The organism is Actinoplanes sp. NPDC000266, assembly GCF_042899005.1.
Taxonomy (GTDB): domain Bacteria; phylum Actinomycetota; class Actinomycetes; order Mycobacteriales; family Micromonosporaceae; genus Actinoplanes.
In genome coordinates this window covers 102,786-118,888 of sequence record NZ_JBIAZI010000019.1, presented here as the reverse complement: position 1 = coordinate 118,888, position 16,103 = coordinate 102,786, and the positions used below count along the sequence as shown (strand labels likewise).

Annotated in this window: 16 protein-coding genes; 8 read left to right on the top strand and 8 right to left on the bottom strand. The window is 70.8% G+C overall.

Annotated features, from left to right (window positions below; all coding sequences use genetic code 11):
* Positions 1 to 115 precede the first annotated feature (115 nt).
* Complete coding sequence (locus ACFY36_RS48350) at positions 116 to 328, bottom strand: RNA-binding S4 domain-containing protein (RefSeq protein ID WP_499752680.1); 213 nt, start codon at positions 326 to 328, stop codon at positions 116 to 118.
* Positions 329 to 409: 81 nt separating this feature from the next.
* On the opposite strand from ACFY36_RS48350, the gene ACFY36_RS48345 reads away from it, so the two are divergent.
* Entirely contained in the window at positions 410 to 1,228 is an 819-nt protein-coding gene (locus ACFY36_RS48345; protein ID WP_499752679.1) for a DUF1775 domain-containing protein, read from the top strand.
* Positions 1,229 to 1,376: 148 nt separating this feature from the next.
* On the opposite strand, the gene ACFY36_RS48340 is transcribed toward ACFY36_RS48345, so the two are convergent.
* Complete coding sequence (locus tag ACFY36_RS48340; protein WP_499752678.1) at positions 1,377 to 2,315, bottom strand: exopolyphosphatase; 939 nt, start codon at positions 2,313 to 2,315, stop codon at positions 1,377 to 1,379.
* A 149-nt stretch (positions 2,316 to 2,464) separates the two neighbouring features.
* Here ACFY36_RS48340 and zwf point away from each other — a divergent pair, with 149 nt between their 5' ends.
* On the top strand, positions 2,465 to 3,958 hold the full coding sequence (zwf, locus tag ACFY36_RS48335; RefSeq protein WP_499752677.1) for a glucose-6-phosphate dehydrogenase: 1,494 nt from the start codon (positions 2,465 to 2,467) through the stop codon (positions 3,956 to 3,958).
* An 88-nt stretch (positions 3,959 to 4,046) separates the two neighbouring features.
* On the opposite strand, the gene ACFY36_RS48330 is transcribed toward zwf, so the two are convergent.
* On the bottom strand, positions 4,047 to 4,562 hold the full coding sequence (locus ACFY36_RS48330; RefSeq protein WP_499752676.1) for a peroxiredoxin: 516 nt from the start codon (positions 4,560 to 4,562) through the stop codon (positions 4,047 to 4,049).
* 98 nt (positions 4,563 to 4,660) lie between these two features.
* Between ACFY36_RS48330 and ACFY36_RS48325 the strand changes: the two genes are divergently transcribed.
* Positions 4,661 to 4,993, top strand: coding sequence for an STAS domain-containing protein (locus tag ACFY36_RS48325; protein WP_498687606.1), 333 nt, complete (start codon positions 4,661 to 4,663; stop codon positions 4,991 to 4,993).
* Between the two features lie 18 nt (positions 4,994 to 5,011).
* On the opposite strand, the gene ACFY36_RS48320 is transcribed toward ACFY36_RS48325, so the two are convergent.
* Positions 5,012 to 6,970, bottom strand: coding sequence for a PPC domain-containing protein (locus ACFY36_RS48320; RefSeq protein ID WP_499752675.1), 1,959 nt, complete (start codon positions 6,968 to 6,970; stop codon positions 5,012 to 5,014).
* Positions 6,971 to 7,105: 135 nt separating this feature from the next.
* Between ACFY36_RS48320 and ACFY36_RS48315 the strand changes: the two genes are divergently transcribed.
* On the top strand, positions 7,106 to 7,855 hold the full coding sequence (locus ACFY36_RS48315; RefSeq protein WP_499752674.1) for an ankyrin repeat domain-containing protein: 750 nt from the start codon (positions 7,106 to 7,108) through the stop codon (positions 7,853 to 7,855).
* Here ACFY36_RS48315 and ACFY36_RS48310 read toward each other — a convergent pair.
* The gene (locus ACFY36_RS48310; protein ID WP_499752673.1) at positions 7,847 to 8,896 is read right to left on the bottom strand and encodes an ROK family protein; all 1,050 of its coding nucleotides are present in this window, start codon (positions 8,894 to 8,896) and stop codon (positions 7,847 to 7,849) included. The genes ACFY36_RS48315 and ACFY36_RS48310 overlap by 9 nt on opposite strands.
* Positions 8,897 to 9,011: 115 nt before the next feature.
* Between ACFY36_RS48310 and ACFY36_RS48305 the strand changes: the two genes are divergently transcribed.
* The 4 genes from ACFY36_RS48305 to ACFY36_RS48290 all read left to right on the top strand — a co-directional run bounded on the left by ACFY36_RS48305 (position 9,012) and on the right by ACFY36_RS48290 (position 13,679).
* Complete coding sequence (locus tag ACFY36_RS48305) at positions 9,012 to 10,511, top strand: DUF1800 domain-containing protein (RefSeq protein ID WP_499752672.1); 1,500 nt, start codon at positions 9,012 to 9,014, stop codon at positions 10,509 to 10,511.
* A 5-nt stretch (positions 10,512 to 10,516) separates the two neighbouring features.
* Positions 10,517 to 11,755: a DUF1501 domain-containing protein gene (locus ACFY36_RS48300; RefSeq protein WP_499752671.1), complete on the top strand. Its 1,239-nt coding sequence runs from the start codon at positions 10,517 to 10,519 to the stop codon at positions 11,753 to 11,755.
* Positions 11,756 to 11,850: 95 nt separating this feature from the next.
* Entirely contained in the window at positions 11,851 to 13,263 is a 1,413-nt protein-coding gene (locus ACFY36_RS48295; RefSeq protein ID WP_499752670.1) for a DUF2252 domain-containing protein, read from the top strand.
* A gap of 11 nt (positions 13,264 to 13,274) precedes the next feature.
* Entirely contained in the window at positions 13,275 to 13,679 is a 405-nt protein-coding gene (locus ACFY36_RS48290; RefSeq protein WP_499752669.1) for a TIGR03618 family F420-dependent PPOX class oxidoreductase, read from the top strand.
* Here the strand turns inward: ACFY36_RS48290 and ACFY36_RS48285 are convergent.
* From ACFY36_RS48285 to ACFY36_RS48275, 3 genes are all read right to left on the bottom strand, one after another.
* Positions 13,669 to 14,049, bottom strand: coding sequence for a hypothetical protein (locus ACFY36_RS48285; RefSeq protein ID WP_499752668.1), 381 nt, complete (start codon positions 14,047 to 14,049; stop codon positions 13,669 to 13,671). The genes ACFY36_RS48290 and ACFY36_RS48285 overlap by 11 nt on opposite strands.
* A gap of 146 nt (positions 14,050 to 14,195) precedes the next feature.
* Positions 14,196 to 15,398, bottom strand: coding sequence for an FAD-binding oxidoreductase (locus tag ACFY36_RS48280; RefSeq protein WP_499752667.1), 1,203 nt, complete (start codon positions 15,396 to 15,398; stop codon positions 14,196 to 14,198).
* Positions 15,398 to 16,075, bottom strand: coding sequence for a hypothetical protein (locus ACFY36_RS48275; RefSeq protein ID WP_499752666.1), 678 nt, complete (start codon positions 16,073 to 16,075; stop codon positions 15,398 to 15,400). The genes ACFY36_RS48280 and ACFY36_RS48275 overlap by 1 nt, the downstream gene beginning before the upstream one ends.
* Positions 16,076 to 16,103: the final 28 nt, after the last annotated feature.

Genomic DNA, 16,103 nt, shown 5'->3' with positions numbered 1-16,103 from the left:
GGCGCCCTGTGACGCCGGTTACACCGGACCTCAGTAGATGCCTGAGATCGACACCATGTCAACCGTTCGTCACGTTCCGTTGGATAAACGGGCATCGACACCTAGGCCGTTAGTCCTATGTCGACGCCACTCGGGCCTCGGCGCCGAGAACCGAGACGACGTCGCCCGGGTGCAGCTGGCGGCCCCGGCGGGTGTCCACCTCGCCGTTCACCGATACGTCGCCGGAGGCGATGAGGACCTTGCCCTCTCCCCCGGTGTCGATGAGGTCCGCGAGCTTGAGGAACTGTCCGAGTCTGATCATGTCGCCGTCGATGGGTACGTCACGCATGCGTTCATGATGGTCCACCCCGTGCCGAAAACTTTGCCGGACTCGTTGAACCTTTCCGGCGTGTGATCCGAACTACCCCCTGTGAGGCACTTCCACCTGGCCCGCCGCGCGGGCGTCCCCACCGCCGCCGCGCTGTTCGGCGTACTCATCGCGGCACCCGCCCTGGCCGACGTGACGGTCTCTCCCCCCAGCGCCCCGCAGGGCGAGGGCGAGAACCTGACCTTCCACGTCACCAACACCGGCGACCAGCCGATCCACGCGATCACGCTGAAGCTGCCGGACGACACCCCGGTGGCCGAGGTCTATCCGCTCTCGGTCGACGACTGGGGCCCGAAGATCGAGATGCGGGACCTCTCGACGCCGTTGCCGACCATCCACGGCGACACCAAGGCCACCGAGACCGCCGCCTCGATCACCTGGATCGCGATGCCCGGCAAGGACCTCGCTCCCGGCCAGGGCACCGACGTGCGCGTGGCCATCGGGCCGCTGCCGACCCTCTCGTCGATGCGGTTCACGGTCGTGACGACGTACGGCAACGGCAAGCCCGGACCCTCGATGCCGCCGGCCGACCTGACGCTCACGCCGGGCACCGGAGGTGCCCCGGCCGGGCACAACGCACACGGCGGGGGTACGACGGCGACCGGCACCGGCAGCGACGCCGAGGCGCAACTGTTCGCGCAGACCGTGGCCGACGCCGAGCGCGGGCCCTCGATCTGGTCGATCGGCGGCTGGGTCGTGGCCGGGCTCGTGCTGCTGGGCGGGGCGGTCGTCATGTTCCGCGGCCGGCACCGGGCCGAGCAGGACGACGACGAGCCCGACGACGAGCTGGAAGAGGTCAAGGAAGAGGAGAAGGAGCCGGTCACGGCCGGCGGCTCCAGCAAGTGGGCCTTCAAGGGCTGATCACAGGCTCCCGCGATGGTGGACGCGGGAAAACGTCGTGATGGCGCGCGTGGGGCGCGGCGCACGACCGGCGAGTGGGACCGTTGGGCACGGTTCGCGACTCGCGGACGAGGGGTGGGGACGACAGTTCCCACCCCTCGAGTACGTCTCACACTGAAACGGTTCGGGGACTGCGCAGGGCGTCGATGATCTCCTGCTGGACCCGGTCCGAGTCCTCGTGCGGCACCTGGCAGGTGCCGGCGGCCACGTGACCGCCGCCGCCGTAGCGCAGCATGACCTCACCCACGTCGACCGGCGAGGTGCGGTCGAGGATCGACTTCCCGCAGGCGAAGACGGTGTTGAGCTTCTGCCGGCCCCAGATGATGTGCATCGAGACCCGCGACTCCGGGAACAGGGCGTACACCATGAACCGGTTCCCGGCGTGGATCACCTCCTCCTCCCGCAGGTCGACCACGACCACATCGCCCTCGAGGTGGCTGACCCGCTTCAGCTGCTCGACGAACAGGTCGTACTGGGCCTGGAAGAGCTCGGCCCGCTCGGCCACGTCGGGCAGGGCCAGGATCTCGTTGACGTCCTGATGCTCGATGCAGGCGTCGATCAGCTGCATCATCAGCTGATAGTTGGAGATCCGGAACTCGCGGAAGCGCCCCAGGCCGGTCCGGCTGTCCATCAGGAAGTTCAGCAGCGTCCAGCCCTCGGGATGGAGAATGTCGTCGAGCTCGTAGTGCGCCGAGTCGGCCTGGTCGACCGCCTTCATGAGGTCGTCGGAGACCTTGGGAAAGCGCTGCGCGCCCCCGAAGTGCTCGTAGATGACCCGGGCGGCCGACGGCGCGTCGGCGTCGATCACGTGATTGGCCAGGTTGCCCTCGTTGCGCAGGGTCTCGGAGTGGTGATGGTCGAAGACCATGTGCGCGCCCGGGGCGTACGGCAGGTTGGTCAGGATGTCGCCCGAGGTGACCTCGACCTCGCCGTCCTGGACGTCCTTCGGGTGTACGAATTTGATCTCGTCGATCATGTCGAGGTGGCGCAGCAGGACCGCGCAGACCAAGCCGTCGAAATCGCTTCGGGTCACGAGCCGGTACTTCACGGGATCCCCCTCGGTGGATGCTTCACCCTATTTTGCCACTTTTGTCGCTGTATCCCGCGTCGCATCGAGGGATGGATCTGAACCGCGGGGGGTCAACTCTGCGTAGGGTCATCCCGGAAGGTCCCGACGGTCGAAGGACACGCAGAATCATGGACAACGTCCCTCAGCTCATCCAGGAGCGCAGCGCTCCGCCCGCCACGCTGGTGATCTTCGGCGCGTCGGGCGACCTGACCCGGCGCAAGCTGCTCCCGGCCGTGGAGAGCCTGGCCCGGCACAACCGCCTTCCCGGCGAGTTCGCCCTGGTCGGCGTGGCCCGCACGCCGATGGAGGACGAGCAGTTCGCCGCCAGCGCGCTCGACGGGCGCACGCTCAGCGACAAGGCCCAGCTCGCCGGCGGCATCCGTTATGTCTCGGGTGGGTACGACGACCCCGAGACGTACAAGCGCCTGGCCGAGACCCTCGACGAGCTCGACGCCACCCGCGGCACCTCCGGTAACCGCCTGTTCTACCTGTCCACCCCGGCCGAGGCGTTCAAGCCGGTCATCAACGGGCTGGCCGGGGCCGGGCTCAACCACGCGCCCGAGGGCTCCTTCTCCCGGCTGGTCATCGAGAAGCCGTACGGCCGCGACCTGCCCACCGCCCGCGAGCTCGACGGCGTCGTGCACAGCGCGTTCGACGAGAACCAGGTCTTCCGCATCGACCACTACCTGGGCAAGGACACGGTCCAGAACGTCCTGGCCCTGCGCTTCGCCAACTCGATCTTCCAGCCCATCTGGGACCGCTCCTGGGTCGACCACGTGCAGATCACGGTGGCCGAGACGCTCGGCGTCGGCACCCGCGGCGGCTTCTACGAGCACGCGGGCGCCATGCGCGACATCGTGCAGAACCACGTGCTCCAGGTGCTCGCGCTGGCCCTGATGGAGCCGCCGGCGTCGTTCGAGGCCGAGGGCCTGCGCAACGAGAAGGCGAAACTGCTCCAGGCGATCCGGCTCCCCACCAACCGCGACATCGCCGACCTGGCCGTCCGCGGCCAGTACACGCGAGGCGGCACCCGCGAGGAGCTGATGGCCGGCTACCGCGAGGAGACCGGCGTCGACCCGCTGTCGCGCACGGAGACGTACGCGGCGATGCGGCTCAACGTCGACAACTGGCGCTGGGCCGGCGTGCCGTTCTACGTCCGCACCGGCAAGCGCCTCCCGGCCCGCGTGACCGAGGTCGCCCTGCAGTTCCAGCGGCCGCCGCACCTGCCGATCCCGGCCAACCAGCTCACCGACCTCGAAGCCGACGCGCTCATCCTGCGCATCCAGCCCAACGAGGGCATCTCGCTGCGCTTCGGGGCCAAGGTGCCGGGCCACTCGTTCCGGGTCCGCACGGCCAGCATGGACTTCTCGTACGAGCAGACGTTCGCCGAGGAGTCGCCCGAGGCGTACGAGCGGCTGCTGCTCGACGCCCTGGTCGGCGACTCCACGCTCTTCATCCGGGCCGACGAGGTCGAGCAGTCGTGGCGCGTGGTCGACCCGATCATCGAGCACTGGGCCAACGACCACTCGCCGATCCCCACCTACGAGGCCGCCTCGTGGGGCCCGGCCGACGCCGACCGCCTGATCGGCCGGTCGGGCCGGGCCTGGAAGAACAGCATCTGACCGACAACCTCAAGCACGAACAGAACTTTCGACGCTGCGCAACCACGCACCGAACTTCGCCCGTCGATGTCGAGGGCGCCGAAAATGACTAGGCGGAGCCGAAGCCATTTTCGGTGTCCTCGACATCGGCCTTCTGGGGCGAAGTTCCCGCCGTGCGGAGCGCGGCCAAAGCCAGCACAGCGTGGTCGTTCATGTTCGTCTCGGAGTGGATCACTTCGAGGATCGTCCGGTCCGTGTCGATCACGAAGGTCATCCGCTTCGTGCTCAGCGGGCCGAGCGGAAGTCTGCGCTTGACGCCAAGGGCCGCCGCGACGCTGTTGGACGGGTCGCTGAGCAGCGGGTAGTCGAAGTCGTGCTTGTCCGAGAACTGCTTCTGCTTCGCGACCTCGTCGCGGCTGATGCCCACGCGCTGAGCGCCGGCGTCGCGGAACTCGGCCGCCAGGTCGCGGAAGTTGCAGGCCTCGGCGGTGCAACCGGTGCTGAGAGCGGCGGGATAGAAGAAAAGGACCACGGGCCCGTCGGCGAGCAGAGCGCTCAGCCGGCGCGGCGTGCCGTCCTGGTCGGGGAGCTCGAAGTCGTCGACGACATCACCCTTGTTTGCCATGGCAACAAGCTACTGCCCGGTAGCCGATTCGGCCATTGCGGCCCGCCTCCCCTAGGCTGAGAACTCCATCGAAGCCCCACCGGAAAGCGACACCCCCCATGCAGGTCTCGGTCGCGCACTACCCCCCGAACACGGCCGTGCTCGTCCTGCGCGGTTCCCTCGACATCGACACCGCGCCCGCACTCAAGGCGAACCTCACCCGGCTCGTCGAACGCCCCGCGCCCCGGGTCGTGGTCGACGTGGCCGGCCTCGACTTCTGCGACTCCATGGGGGTCGGCGTGCTGGTGAACGCGCACGCCCGCGCCTCCGAGCGCGACGGCTGGGTGCGGCTGGCCGCCCCGTCCGGTTTCCTCAGGCGCCTGTTCGACACCTTGGGCCTGACGGACTACCTCGCGCTCTATCCGGATGTGGAGGCCGCCCTCAAGGAGTGACGGCCTCCATCCGTACGACTAGCTGGTGACGCCGAAGACGATGCGGCCCAAGGTGTCCTCGGTGCCGGTGAAGCCCTCGGCGGGCAGGAAGGCGTCCTCGCCGAAGTCGACGTCGATGTCGTCCGCGGTGCCGCCGACGCCGTCCGGGCCCACGCCGAACAGGGTGGCGAAGCCGGTGCCGCCCGCGTCCTGAAGGTTCGGGACGGCGTCCTGGTTGTCGGTGTGGAAGTCGCCGAAGAAGTGCCCGGCCTCGTGCGAGATCACGTTGCTCAGCGCCTGGGCGACGAAGCGGATCCGGTCGCTCTGCGGCGTGAGGTAGCGGTTCAGCGAGGCCGCCGAGTCGGTGCCGGGCGCGCTGAGCACGTCGAGCAGCACGAGCGCGGTCTCCTCGGTCTCGAAGTTGCCGGGGTCGATGCTCTGCGCGATGCCGATCGTGTCGACGCCCGACTCCTCGATGGTGCCGCCGACCACGACGCGGCTGACGTTCGCCTTGCCCCAGACGTCGGCGTTGTCCTTGCTGTTGGCAATCTTGATCTTGAAGCGGCTGTTGAGGCCGCTCTGCTCGAGGTCGGTCTTGATGTTCTCGGTGACCCCGGCGACCACGGCGTCGATCACCGCGTCCTCGTCGGCGCGGGTCAGGCCCCAGCTGGTCAGGAAGGCCGAGAACGCGGTCAGGTCGCGGTTGCCGGGCCCGCCGAAGACGCCGGTGTTGACCCGGGCCCCGTCGAAGTCCAGGTACAGCGTCTGCACAGGCTTGGCGCCCTGCAGCACCGGGCGGTACGCCTCGACCGTGATGTCGTACGCCCCGGAACCGCTGGCCACGCCGATGTAGTGCCAGCCCGCCTTGGTCGCCACGTAGTCGGTGACGGCGTTGCCGCCGGCCGGCAGCGGCGAGTCGACCGGGTAGATGTACGACGCGTCCTGGTCGGAGCCGTGCACCTCGCGCGGCACGGTGTCGTACACGGTCAGATAGGTGGCCGAGCCCTTCACCGATCCGCCGATGATGTCGCCGGCCCTCAGCTTGACCGCGAAGAAGTCCTGGTCGACGCCGCCCGAGGTCAGCGTCAGGGTGTACGGCCCCTCGGTCGGCGGGGTCGGGTCGCCGATGCCGCCGCCGCTGCCCGAGTCGAACGGGTCGGCCGGCAGGCCGCCGTACGCGGAGACCGCCAGGTAGAAATCGCCGCCGGTGGTGACCCGGTAGCTGATCCGGCTGTCGATCCCGGTGAAGTCGTCGTTGACGGCCAGCACGGTGCCGTCCGGGGCGAACAACTGGAGCACGGTGTCCAGCGGTCCGGCCGGGGTGGCGGTCGTGATGGTCAGCACCTTCCCGGCCGGGGCGGTGAGCTTGTAGAAATCGAAGTCGTTGCTGCCGTCGCCGGTCTGCCGGCCGTGCGGACCGTCACCGATCTGCGACTCGATGACCGCGCCGCTGCGGCCGGACCCGATACCGGTGGCGCCGGCCAGCGGGATCGCGCCGTTGTCCTCGGGCGGGGCGGCCACCGTCGGCGTGGACACGACCTCGTTGTCGAGGCTGCCGAGGATGCGGATGTTCGGGTACTGCCCGGATCCCGTGCCGTAGCCGTTGATCCGCTGGGCGTTGACCGGGATGTCGTTCCCGCCGGACGTGCCGTCGAGCTCGTCCTCGTCGACCACCACGGCCGGGGTGGCGGCCTTGGCCGAGGAAGCGGCGAGGGACTTGACGCGCTGGGACTGCTTGGCCTTGGACTGGGTCTTCATGTAGTTGGCCCAGCCCGAGTAGTCGACCTTGGCGGCGTCGGTCACCTCGGCCAGGTACGGGTTCACACCCTTGGGCTTGGAGCCGTACGGCGCCTTGGGCACGACGCCGATGCCGACCGCCAGCGAGGCCTTGTCGGCCGCGGACAGCTCGTCGGATTTCGGTTCGGCTTGGGCCGCGCCCGGCGTGATGAGCGCCAGGCCGAGCGCGGTCGCGGACAGGGCAGCGATGCTTCGTCGCATTCAGTTCCCCCTTCAGCGCATCCATGACCCCCGTCACGGATGGCATCCAGGACGTTACTGAAGACGACCATCAATATCTATGCATGTCGATAATGCTTAACAGGCTCTACAAACCGTCGCCTCTAGAGTGACGGTGTGGAACTCGTCCTCGACACCGATGACCCGCTGGCGGTCGCCGCGGTCAGCGCTGTCCACGCCGGTGATGTGACGGCTCTCCAGCGGCTGCTGGCCGAGCAGCCCCGGCTGGCGACGGCCCGGCTCGGTGACCATGACGGCGGGATGTCACGCACCCTGCTGCACGTGGTGGCCGACTGGCCGGGTCACCGTCCGAACGGCGCGGCGACCGTGGCCGCGCTGATCGCCGCGGGTGCCGACGTGAACGCCCGGTTCACCGGGCCGCACACCGAGACGCCGCTGCACTGGGCGGCCAGCAACGACGACGTCGCGGTGCTCGACGCGCTGCTCGACGCGGGCGCCGACATCGACGCGACCGGCGCGGTGATCGCCGGAGGCACACCGCTGGACGACGCGACCGCGTTCGCGCAGTGGCGGGCCGCGCGGCGGCTGGTCGAGCGCGGCGCGCGGACCAGCCTGGGCCACGCCGCGGCGCTGGGGCTGATGGACCGGCTGCGCGGGTACTTCGCCGGGGCGACGGCGCCGGAAGCGGATGAGATCAACGCGGGGTTCTGGAGCGCCTGCCATGGCGGCCGGCAGCAGGCCTGCGCGTTCCTGCTCGAGCACGGGGCCGACATCAACTGGCTTCCCGGATGGGAAAGGGCGACCCCGCTGGACGCCGCTCTGCGCGGCGGCGCCACCGGCCTGGCGGACTGGCTGCGGGGCCGGGCCGCCGTCACCGCCGCCGAACTCGGCCGGGCGTCAGGCTAACGTCTGCCGTACGGACTCGAGCGCGGCCACCGCCGCACCGCGCGCGCCGGCCATGTCGAGGTCGGCCACGAGGGCGAACTGGGCGGCCGCCTGCTGTTCGGCTCGCAGCTCGGTGCTCTCGCGCACGGCGTTCAGGAACCACTGCCGGAAGCGCGGCGCGGCCTCGACCACGCCGCCGCCGAGCAGGTACGCGTCGGGGTCGGTGAAGTTGGCGGCGATCGTGAACAGCTTGCCGATCGCCTTCGCCTGCTGGCCGAACACCGCCAGCGCGAGCGGGTCGTCCTTCTCGCCGTAGCCGCGCAGCAGCTTGGCCGCCTTGGGGATCGGCTCCGCCGCCAGGGGGTGGTCGGGGAACTTCGTCAGCCAGTACGGCAGCAGGTTCTTCTTGATGCCGGTCAGCGAGGCCAGGCTCTCCACGTCGCCCTCGAAGCCGCAGTTGCACTGCGGCACCGGCTGGCCGTCCTCGAGCACGCCGTGCAGGGGGATCTGCACGTGGCCGAGCTCGCCCGCCATGCCGGCCGCTCCGCTGACCACCTTGCCGTTCTCGACCACGCCGCCGCCCAGGCCGGTGCCGACGATCGCCGCCACCGACGATTTCGTGGCCGCCTCGTCGCCGAACAGGCGGTAGTGCGCGTACAGAGCCGCGGCGTTCGCGTCGTTCGCGTAGAACACCGGCAGGCCGATGCGGGCCTCCAGGGCGCCCCGGATGTCGAAGCCGTGCCACGACTTCTGATTGAAGTTGGTCGAGCCCTTCGACGAGATCACGCCGGTGGCGCTGGCCGGGCCCGGCGTGTCCAGCCCGACCGCGCGGACCAGGGTCAGCGGGGTGCTGGTCAGTTCGAGGATGTTGTGGAAGGCCTCGGCCAGCGCCTCGATGGCCGACTCGGGGCCCTCGGTCACCAAGCTCGGATTTTCCACGAGGTTGTCGACCAGATATTGCCCCGTGGCATCCAGCACGGTGGCGTTGTTGCAGGTCCCGCCGTTGTCGAGACCGACGACGACCCAGGAGGACGGGGTGCGTACCGATTCAGCCTGATCCACAGGCCTGAGCGTACGTCCGACTCGTGCCGCGCGGTACGGGTGCGGGCGGATTGCGGGTGCGTTAGTCACGGTTGCAGGCGCGACTCCCGCGGCCGTACGGGCCGAAGGGCCTGGCATGACGACCCGACGCACGCTTCTCGCCGCCGGTGCCGCCACCGCAGTCGCTGTTGTCGCCGCTGCTCCGGCGAGCGCGGCTCCAGCGAATGACCTGATCTCCGCCGACCAGATCGCCCACCTTCTGCGCCGCGCCACCTTCGGCCCGACCGCGGCCTCGCTGGCCGAGGCCCGCAAGCTGGGCGCCGCGGGCTGGCTCGACCGGCAGCTCAGCCCCTCGAACATCAACGACGCCGCCTGCGATGCCCTGCTCGCCCGGCTGCCGCTGGCCGGCGCCTCCATCGCCACCGTGCGGGCCAAGCTGCCCAAGAACTCGTACGACGCGTTCAAGCAGCTCGGCCGGGCCGCCGTGGCCCGCGCCGCGTGGAGCGAGCGGCAGCTGTTCGAGAGCACGGTCGCCTTCTGGGCCAACCACCTGCACGTCGCCGCGCCCTCCAGCGGCGTCTGGGACAGCCGCTCCGACTACGACACCCAGGTGCTGCGCAAGCACGCCTTCGGCCGGTTCGCCGACATGCTCAAGGCGTCCATGCGCCACCCGGCCATGCTCACCTTCCTCGACAACCGCAGCTCGACCAAGGCCAACCCGAACGAGAACTACGCCCGTGAGCTGATGGAGCTGCACACCGTCGGCCTGATCTACTCCGAGGCCGACGTGCAGGCCGGCGCCCGCCTGCTCACCGGCCTGACCGTCACCGCGTCCGGCGGCTACGTCTACGACGGCGCCAAGCACGTCACCGGCGCCGTCGAGATCCTCGGCTTCAAGCACGCCAACGCGACCGCCGGCGGCGGCGAGGCGGCCGCCCTGGCCTTCGCCGACCACCTGGCCAAGCACCCGGCCACCGCGCAGCGCCTGGCCGTCAAGCTGTGCCAGCGCTTCGTGGCCGACGAGGCACCGGCCTCGCTGGTGACCAAGCTGGTCAAGGTCTACCTCGACAACGACACCGCCATCGTGCCGGTGCTGCGCGCCCTGTTCACCTCGCCCGAGTTCGTGGCCTCGATCGGGGCCAAGGTCCGCACCCCGTTCGAGGACCTGATCGCCACGATCCGGGCGCTCGGGCTCGGCCCGGAGGCCTCCGGCGTCAAGGCGCTCGACGCGCTGTACAACGCGGCCGTCAACGCGGGCAACGCCCCGTTCCGCTGGGCCCCGCCCAACGGCTATCCCGACGTGGCCGTGGCCTGGTCGTCGCCGTCCGGCTTCCTGCTCAGGTGCAACAACCACCTCAACCTGGCCGCCGGCTGGTACCCCAGCCAGCTCACCCGCCCCGCCGACCTGCTCAAGTCCCTCGTGCCCACGCTGCCCAAGACCTACGGCGCTCTGGTCGACGCGCTGGCCGTACGGCTCATCGGGTCCAAGCTCCCGGCCGCGCACACGGCCGCCGTGCTCAGTGTCGCGGGCAAGCTGCCGACCAGTCCTCTGACCGCGTCCGACAAGTCGCTTGCGGGCCACGCGCCGTACCTGATCGCCCTGGTCCTCGACTCGCCGTCCTTCCAGCTGAGGTGAAGCCGATGTTCTCCTTCGACTGCCGCGAGAAGCAGGTCAGCCGCCGCACCGTCCTCGGGGGCGCCCTGGCCGGCGTCGCCGCCGCCGGGATCTCCACCAAGATGGCGTACGCCGCGCCCGGTTACAGCGGCGACACGCTGGTCGTGCTGTCGCTGCGCGGCGGGTTCGACGGGCTGTCGGCCATCGTCCCGATCGGCGACGCCGACTACTACAAGGCGCGGCCGTCCATCGGCGTGCCCAAGAGCCAGGTCATCGCCGGCGACGGCACCTTCGGCCTGAGCCCGGCGCTGGCCCCGCTGCTGCCGCACTGGCAGAGCGGCAAGCTGGCCGCGGTGCACGCCGTCGGGCAGCCCAACCCGACCCGCTCGCACTTCGCGGCCATGGACGCGATGGAGAACGCCGCGCCCGGCACCTCGATCCGCACCGGCTGGCTCGACCGGATGCTCGGCGTCACCGGCGCGTCCGGACCGCTGGCCGGGGTCTCGGTCGGCAATGCCATGCCACACCGGTTGTACGCGGGTCCCGGCCAAGACGTCTCGATGGCCTCGATCGACGGCTTCACCCTGGCCGGTGACTCGGCCAAGCGCCCGCGGGCGGCCGCGCTGCGGGCCATGTACGCCGACGCGCCCGCCCTGCAGGCCGGTCAGGCGCTCGCCGCCGACCAGGCGCTGACCGCCACCGCCTCGCTGCGGGGCGCCACCTACACGCCGGCCAACGGGGCGGCCTATCCGGCGACCGAGCTGGGCACGGCGCTGCGCGACGTGGCCCGCCTGATCAAGGCGAAGGTGGGCCTGGCCACGGCCACCGTCGACTGCGGCGACTGGGACATGCACGAGGGGCTCGGCACCGGGGTCAAGGGCCAGCGGATGTACGACAACCTCAACGAGCTGGCCCTGGCCCTGGCCGCGTTCGCGGCCGACCTCGGCCCCGAGGGCATGGCGTCGGTGACCCTGCTGACGATCAGCGAGTTCGGCCGCCGGGTGGCCGAGAACGGCTCGCACGGCGTCGACCACGGGCACGGCAACGCCATGCTGGTGCTGGGCGGAGGCGTACGAGGGGGAAAGGTCTTCACGAAGTGGCCCGGTCTTTCGCCCGGCGCGCTGGTCGCCGGTGACCTGGCCGCCACCACCGACTATCGCTCCGTGATCGGGGAGATCCTGCAGAAACGCTGCGGCGTCGGCTCACTGTCGCAGGTCTTCCCGGACGTCTCCCCGTCCTCCTTCGGGCTGACATCGGCACGCTGATTCCTCGGACGTTTAGGTGTACGACACTTTCCCGTCGCCCGGACGAGTTGTGCTGGGTGAGTGTGCGATTCCCTCCCCCTCTAGGCTGGCCCGTGATGCAACAAGGTAACGGGCACGTCGTGGTGGACGTGGGACAGGACGACGGCTTCGTCTCGCTGCGGCGCTCGGCTCGCCCGCGCGCCGAGCGGTACGAGCTGGGCCGCTCGCTGCGCGAACGGGCGCACCGTTCGGAGATGGCCTTCTGGACGCCGCCGCCGGGCCGGGCCGACCCGGTCGAGCAGATCATCGAGGCCAACCTGGGCCGTCAGCCGTGGCTCGTCCCGGTCCGGGTGGGGCGGATGATCTCTTCGCCGTACGCCTACCTGCGCGGCTCGGCCAACGTGATGGCCGACGACTTCGCGGGGCTGCCGTCCACCGGCATCACGCCGGTCATCTGCGGCGACGCCCACCTGGGCAACTTCGGCTTCTACGCGTCGCCCGAGCGGGAGCTGGTCTTCGACCTCAACGACTTCGACGAGGCCCACCCCGGGGCGTGGGAGTGGGACCTGCGCCGGCTGGCGGTGAGCGTCTACGTGGCCGGCCGGCAGAACGGCTTCCGCGAGGGCGCCTGCGCCGACGCGGTCGAGCACTGCGTCGAGGAATATCAGGTGCAGATCGCCCACCTGGCCGAGCAGCCGCTGCTGGCCCGCTCCTTCGACCAGCTCGACGTCGACAAGCTGCGCTCGGCGGCCACCCGGGCCAGTTTCCGCGACGAGATCGAACGGGCGGCCCGCCGCGCCCGCCGCCGCACGAGCGACCGCGCGCTGCCCCGCTTCACCGAGCGCCGCGACGGCACGGCCAAGCTGGTCGAGGAGCCGCCGCTGATCACCCGCCCCAGCGACCAGGAACGCGACCAGCTGGCCGAGGCGCTGGACGGCTATCTGAACACGCTGCCGCCGCACTGGGCGCGCATCCTGGCCGGATATCGCATCGTCGACATCGCGCACAAGGTGGTCGGGGTGGGCTCGGTGGGCCTGCGGGCGTACGTGGCCCTCTGCGAAGGAAGCAGCTCCGACGACGTGGTGTTCCTCCAGCTCAAGCAGGCCCGCCGCTCGGTCATCGCCCGCCACCAGCACGGCGACTCGGCCTGGCACCGCCACCAGGGCCAGCGGGTGGTCGAATATCAGCAGGCCCTGCAGACGGTGTCGGACCCGCTGCTGGGCTGGACGACGGTCGGCGACACCCAGTTCTACGTACGGCAGTTCCGCGACATGAAGGGCGCGATCGTGGTCGAGGGCATCGACGCGGGCGCCCTGGCCGACTACGCCGGCATCTGCGGCTATCTGCTGGCGAAATCACACGCCCGCACCAGTGGCGCCTCGATGATCGCCGGGTACATAGGCGGCAGCGGCAAACTGGCCGAGGCGCTCTGCCGCTTCTCCCGCGCCTACGCCGACCAGGTGGAGAGCGACCACGCGGCGCTGTCCGCCGCCGTACGACAGGGCCGGCTCCCGGCCGAGACAGTGTGAGAGGACCATCGTTGAGCGGCCGAGTGTCCCTGGACAACCAGGAACTGCTGGACTTCTGGACCGAGCGTCACCTGTGCACGCTGACCACCCTGCGGGCGGACGGCTCCCCGCACGTGGTCGCGGTCGGCGCCACCCTCGACCCGGCGTCGGGCCTGGCCCGGGTCATCTCGTCCTCGACGTCGGCCCACGTGCGCCACGTCCGGAACGGCCAGACGAGGGTGGCGATCTGCCAGGTCGAGGGCCCGCGCTGGAGCACGGTCGAGGGCCTGGCCGTGGTCCGCGACGACCCCGGCGCGGTGACCGAAGCCGAGAAGCGCTACGCGGTCCGCTACCGAACGCCGCGCCCCAACCCCCAGCGCGTCGTCATCGAGGTCGACATCAAGAAGATCCTGGGTTCAAGCCGCTTCACGGCCTGAGACATAACGCGCGCGGTCGGAAGACCACCTCGTCGACGTACCGATGCGCCATCAGGTCGACCCGGAACCGCACCTCGAACGAGTCGGCCGCCGGCCACACTCCGACCGAGAAGGTGAGTTCCGTTGCCGGAGCGGGCGCGGGAATCATGACCAGGAAACTCCGCCCGGCGCCGGCGCCAGTCGCCGCCGCGACGGCCGTGATCGCGAGGTAGGACGCCCCGACCATCATCCCGGCGCCGGGCGTGACCGCACCGGCGAAATGCCGGGCGGCACTCCACGCGGCCTGCTCGGCGACATTCTCACGGAACTCTCGAAGCCCGTCCGCGATCGGGCAGTGGTCCTCGGTGGAGGCCTCGTAGCGGTTCGTCACATATTCAGCGGCCCATGCGGAGTGAACCGACCGGTGGACTCCCGGGGCGGGAGGCCGGTGTTCCGGCGTCGACCCGGGCTCGGGGTGCTTCGGCCTGCCGAACTCGATGCCCATGAGTGCACTCTCCCACTACCGCACCCTGCTGGTCAGGGCCGGTTGAACACGCCCGACGGGTCGTTGCGTGCTCGCAAATGCCGCACACGGGCGGTGTTGGCCAGGTAGTAGGCCTTGTCGGGCAGGCCGGGCACGGGGAAGTTCGGGTACGCGCCGCCGGTGCCGGACGGGTGGGTCAGCTCGTACGAGTCGTCCAACCACCCGCTGGGGTGATCGTTCGCGGCCACTGTGGCGGTCTGTTTGAGCAGGAAACGGGCGTCTCGGTGGGGGAAGGCCGTGGCGGTGGCCGGCACCCGGTTGTACGCGCCACCCCACGGCGTGAAGTCGAGCTCCCGCTCCTCGCCGGGGCGCCGGTCGGCGAGCAGGCGGGTGAGCAGTTCGATGGACGGGACGGGCCCGCGGAAATACTCCGACCTCGGATAGGCGGATCGGTCGTCGGGCCTGTCCTCGCCGGCGAGCCAGCGCTTGGTGGCCCGGTGGGTGCCGTGCTGCCGTTCGTCGGTCGTCGCCGCCGCGCCCAGACGCCGGATCAGGGCGTCCACCGCCGCGTGATCGGGCGCGGCGCCGAAGACGGTCACCGTGGGCGGCCGCTCCGGGGCGGGCGGCGCGGTGATCACCAGGCTCGGTGCCACGGCCTCGTCCAGATTTGGCAGCAGGTGCTGCCAGGCGTCGAGCACGGTCGCGGCGGCGGCCGCCGGGAAGGTGAGCCGGAAGGCGGTCGAGTCGGGGGCGGGCACGGTCCGGAAGGTCAGCGAGATCACCACGCCGGGGGCGCCCCCGCCGCGGAGCAGCCACAGCAGATCGTCGTCGGCCTCGACCACCTGACCGTCGGCCCGCACCATCGTCGCGGCCACCAGGCTGTCGCAGGTCAGGCCGTACCGGCGGCCGAGGATGCCCAGGCCGCCGCCCAGGGTCAGGCCGGCGACGCCGACCGTCGGGCCGCACCCGGCGGCCAGGGTCCGGCCGTGCGCGGCCAGCGCGTCGTACACCTCGGCCAGCAGCGTGCCGCCGCCGATCACGGCCCGGTCGCCGTCGGTCCGTACGCCGGTCATCGGGCCGAGGTCGATCAGCAGGCCGTCGGTGCTGGACCTTCCGGCGAAGCAGTGCCCGCCGCCTCGTACGGCCAAGGAAAGCCCTTTGTCCTGGGCTTCGGCGATGGCGGCGGCCACCTCGGCCGGCCCGGCGCAGCGCACCACCGCGGCCGGCCGGATGCCGGCGAAGCGGGCGAGAACCATCAGCGGACCCACACTCTCAGGTCGCCCACGGGCTCGAAGCCGCCGTCCAGCGCGGCGGCGAGCGCCTCCCCGCGTTCGTAGCCGACCAGCGGACGGCCCGGGAAGTACACGCCGACGGCTTCGGCCAGCTCCGCCCAGTCGACGCGATGTCCCGGCACGGCCCACACGTTGGACACGTCGACCGCGCCGCTGCCGAGCCGGGCGACCGCGCCCGCGACGAGATGGCCGTCGACACGGCGGCCGAGAACGCGGAAATGCGCGCGCCGCAGCAGCGGTGGCAGCAGCACCTCCCGCGTGTCGTGCCGGCCCGTCCACTCGGCCAGCTCGCCCGCGGCGGTGACCGCGGTCCAGCCGGCGGGCGCCGCGCGGCGCCACTCCGTCCGGGCTTCCCGGTGGATCCACGTAGCCGAGAACAGCAGGTTCATACCCGCGCCGGTCAGGTCCATCGTCGCGAAGCTGTCCTTGACCCCGCCGTGCTCCCGGCCGTCGAGGCGGGCGAGCACCTGGTCGGCGCCCACCTCGGGTTCGACGACGACCGCGTCGGAGTGCAGGGGCGGCGGCGGGCCGAGAGCGCTCCACAGCCCGCCGTCCAGCATCGAGCCGACCCCGTGCAGGGCACAGAGGTCCTCGTACCAGCACACACTCGCGTCGACAGCGCCACGAAGCCGGGAATCCATGCCCCCATCCTGCCCCGCCCCCGGGCCG

Excerpts from the sequence above, each read along its gene's own strand:
- ACFY36_RS48350 (WP_499752680.1), bottom strand. The coding sequence starts at position 328 with ATGCGTGACGTACCCATCGACGGCGACATGATCAGACTCGGACAGTTC.
- ACFY36_RS48295 (WP_499752670.1), top strand. The coding sequence starts at position 11,851 with ATGCAACAAGGTAACGGGCACGTCGTGGTGGACGTGGGACAGGACGAC.
- zwf (WP_499752677.1), top strand. The coding sequence starts at position 2,465 with ATGGACAACGTCCCTCAGCTCATCCAGGAGCGCAGCGCTCCGCCCGCC.
- ACFY36_RS48300 (WP_499752671.1), top strand. The coding sequence starts at position 10,517 with ATGTTCTCCTTCGACTGCCGCGAGAAGCAGGTCAGCCGCCGCACCGTC.
- ACFY36_RS48330 (WP_499752676.1), bottom strand. The coding sequence starts at position 4,562 with ATGGCAAACAAGGGTGATGTCGTCGACGACTTCGAGCTCCCCGACCAG.
- ACFY36_RS48320 (WP_499752675.1), bottom strand. The coding sequence starts at position 6,970 with ATGCGACGAAGCATCGCTGCCCTGTCCGCGACCGCGCTCGGCCTGGCG.
- ACFY36_RS48275 (WP_499752666.1), bottom strand. The coding sequence starts at position 16,075 with ATGGATTCCCGGCTTCGTGGCGCTGTCGACGCGAGTGTGTGCTGGTAC.
- ACFY36_RS48280 (WP_499752667.1), bottom strand. The coding sequence starts at position 15,398 with ATGGTTCTCGCCCGCTTCGCCGGCATCCGGCCGGCCGCGGTGGTGCGC.
- ACFY36_RS48325 (WP_498687606.1), top strand. The coding sequence starts at position 4,661 with ATGCAGGTCTCGGTCGCGCACTACCCCCCGAACACGGCCGTGCTCGTC.
- ACFY36_RS48305 (WP_499752672.1), top strand. The coding sequence starts at position 9,012 with ATGACGACCCGACGCACGCTTCTCGCCGCCGGTGCCGCCACCGCAGTC.